The sequence below is a fragment of the Candidatus Hakubella thermalkaliphila genome (assembly GCF_013281975.1).
GTDB lineage: Bacteria > Actinomycetota > Humimicrobiia > Hakubellales > Hakubellaceae > Hakubella > Hakubella thermalkaliphila.
Map to the genome: position 1 here is coordinate 1 of NZ_BLRZ01000187.1, position 2,388 is coordinate 2,388.

A 2,388-nucleotide genomic window follows, 5' to 3' on the forward strand; every position below is an offset into this window, starting at 1 on the left:
GATCTGGTTATGATGCCCAACTCTTGATTCAACCTGCCTCAGCTCTTCTGGGCCTAAGGCTTCTTATGAGCGCTATTCCTATAGCTGCTTTAGCCCTCGCCTTCGTTTTTATCTTTTATTACCCTCTCTCTGGAGAGAGGTTAAAGGCAGTGGAGGCGGAGATGAGTGTTCCCATAAAGGGTATGCCGTAGGTGGCGCCAAAGGTGGATGCTATGAGAGCCAGGAATATCATTGTCATACCGAAGATGGAGGACGGGGATAAATTTCTGATCATTCAACCCCATCCAGACGACGCTGAACTCTTTGCTGGAGGTTTTGTGGCCTTGATGAGGGAGAGGAAAAAGGAAGTGGTCTATGTTACCGTTACCGATGGGGCTATGGGGACCTGGGACCCAGAGCTAAAACCAGAGGATTTAATCAGGATAAGGAGAAGGGAAGCAGAGGAAGCCGCTTCGGTATTGGGGGTTTCCAGGCTTATCTTTCTCGGCTATCCTGATGCTGACTCTTTATCCCACAAGGAGTTAAGGAAAGTCTTTATAAGGTTAATTCGGGAGGAAAGGCCAGATGGGCTTCTTCTTCCTGATCCCTGGCTGCCCTATGAGGCTCATTCGGGACATGTGGTGGTAGGCTTAGCCGGGGCAGAAGCGGTTCTCTTCTCTCCCCTCCCCCACTTTGAGCCGAAGGGAGTCACTCATCAACTAAGTTTTGTTGCCTTCTATGCCACCCATAGACCTAACACTTTTGTAGATGTAACTTCTCTTTGGGAGAAGAAGCTGGAAGCCATCAAGAAGCACGAAAGCCAGTTCTCCCCGCAGTTGTTTCAAAAGCTATCCCTTTATCTGGGTCTGAGGTCTAAGGAATGGGGCGAGGGGAAGGGTATGGAGAAGGCCGAAGCCTTTAAGGTTCTCACCCCCTCCCATCTTCACGCCAATGTGGATACCTTAGAATGTTAAACCTTCTTTACCAAAGGGGACGGGATATTGCTTTGAGCCTTGCTCGGGATGACAAAAACAGTAAAGGTATATGCGGGACAGCACACTAACAAAACTTAGGGAGGGACCAGATGGGTTACTTTTTAGGAGTGGACGGTGGTGCAACTAAGACCAAAACTGTACTCGGTAATGAGAAAGGAGAAATCCTGGGAATAGGAGAAGGGCCGCCTTCTAATTTTCAACTTATAGGTTTAGAAGGGGCGCTGGAGGCTATCAAGATGGCTGTTGGGGGTGTCTTAGCGGAGTCCTCCCTCTCCCTGGGGCAGGTTGAGAGGACAGTCTTTGGTCTGGCCGGGGCAGACCTTCCAGCCCATTTTAGGGAACTGGAGAAGGCTTTAAGTTCCAGCTTTCCGTCGCTTTCCTTCCGGGTGGTCAACGACACCTGGATAGCCCTTAAAGGAGGAGCCAGGAAGGGATGGGGGGTAGCCCTGGTTTGTGGAACTGGTGGCAACGCCTGTATATGTACTCCCCAGGGGGAATGGTTTACCGTGAGGGGTATGGGCTACGAATATGGTCTGGGAGCGGGAGCCCTGTACATGATAAGGGATATTCTCCACTATGCCTTTCGTTCCTATGATGGGATAGGACCCAAGACTAAGCTGGAGCAGGAGGTTTTGAAGAGCCTATCCCTTCCCGGTTATGATGTGTTGGCAGATATGCTCTTTAGCTTTTTCGTCTCTCCTTCCTTTACCAGTTCTGAGCTGAGGAATCTTCTAAATCTAGTGCCCGTCTTATTTGAACTGGCCTCTGAGGGTGATGAGGTATGCCAAAGTATCCTGCTTCAGCAGGGAAGGGTACTGGGGGAGATAGGGGGATGGCTGATAAAGCGGATGAGGCTAGAAGATGAGGATGTGGAGGTAGTTCTGGTAGGAGGGGTATATGGGGGAGAGAACCCCCTGCTTATGGACCAGCTTACCCTTTCCCTTCACCAACTCGCCCCCAGCGCCAAAGTAGTTTTCCCCCTCTTTGAGCCTGCAATAGGAGGCTATCTCCTGGCCTTAGAAGATAAGGGGGTGTACATTCCGGCTTCAGGAATAAGCTGGAATTTGCCTGGTGAGACAGGGAATAGCCAGCGCTGGTCGGGGGGCGGAGATGCCAATTTGTAAGACTAGAGCCGGGGTCAAAATCCCAGCTCCTCCTCTACCAATATGACCTCCACATCGGTCAAGGTTGAGGGCTGAGAGGCTACAGTGATAAGGCAGGCCGATGAAAGCTGTCTTAGAAAAATATGGGATTCTCTAGAGGAGCACCGGGCGGTCTTCAAAAGTTATGATGCTTATCTGGCCTTTGGCCGCAAGAGTCCGGATAAGATATTTTGGCGGCGCTGCCTGGGACAACTGGAGATTGCTGTAATGGATGAGTGGCGAGGCCAAAAGGAGATCGGAGTCATCTGGCT

General features: G+C 50.8%; 3 protein-coding genes and 1 pseudogene. All 4 read left to right on the forward strand.

All coding sequences use genetic code 11. The annotated features are described in order from the left end of the window. Positions 1-191, forward strand: a pseudogene (locus HW443_RS10690) (hypothetical protein); the annotation flags it as partial. Positions 192-212: 21 nt separating this feature from the next. After that, the gene (locus HW443_RS10695; protein ID WP_176235688.1) at positions 213-953 is read left to right on the forward strand and encodes a PIG-L deacetylase family protein; all 741 of its coding nucleotides are present in this window, start codon (positions 213-215) and stop codon (positions 951-953) included. 110 nt (positions 954-1,063) lie between these two features. Then, positions 1,064-2,098 (forward strand): N-acetylglucosamine kinase, encoded by a 1,035-nt coding sequence (locus HW443_RS10700; RefSeq protein WP_176231029.1) that lies wholly within the window; start codon positions 1,064-1,066, stop codon positions 2,096-2,098. An 84-nt stretch (positions 2,099-2,182) separates the two neighbouring features. Then, the coding region (locus tag HW443_RS10705; protein ID WP_176238180.1) for a hypothetical protein at positions 2,183-2,388 on the forward strand (206 nt) is incomplete at its 3' end.

What these genes read in the sequence shown, in the direction of transcription:
- HW443_RS10700 (WP_176231029.1), top strand. Translation starts at nt 1,064, where the DNA reads ATGGGTTACTTTTTAGGAGTGGACGGTGGTGCAACTAAGACCAAAACT.
- HW443_RS10695 (WP_176235688.1), top strand. Translation starts at nt 213, where the DNA reads ATGAGAGCCAGGAATATCATTGTCATACCGAAGATGGAGGACGGGGAT.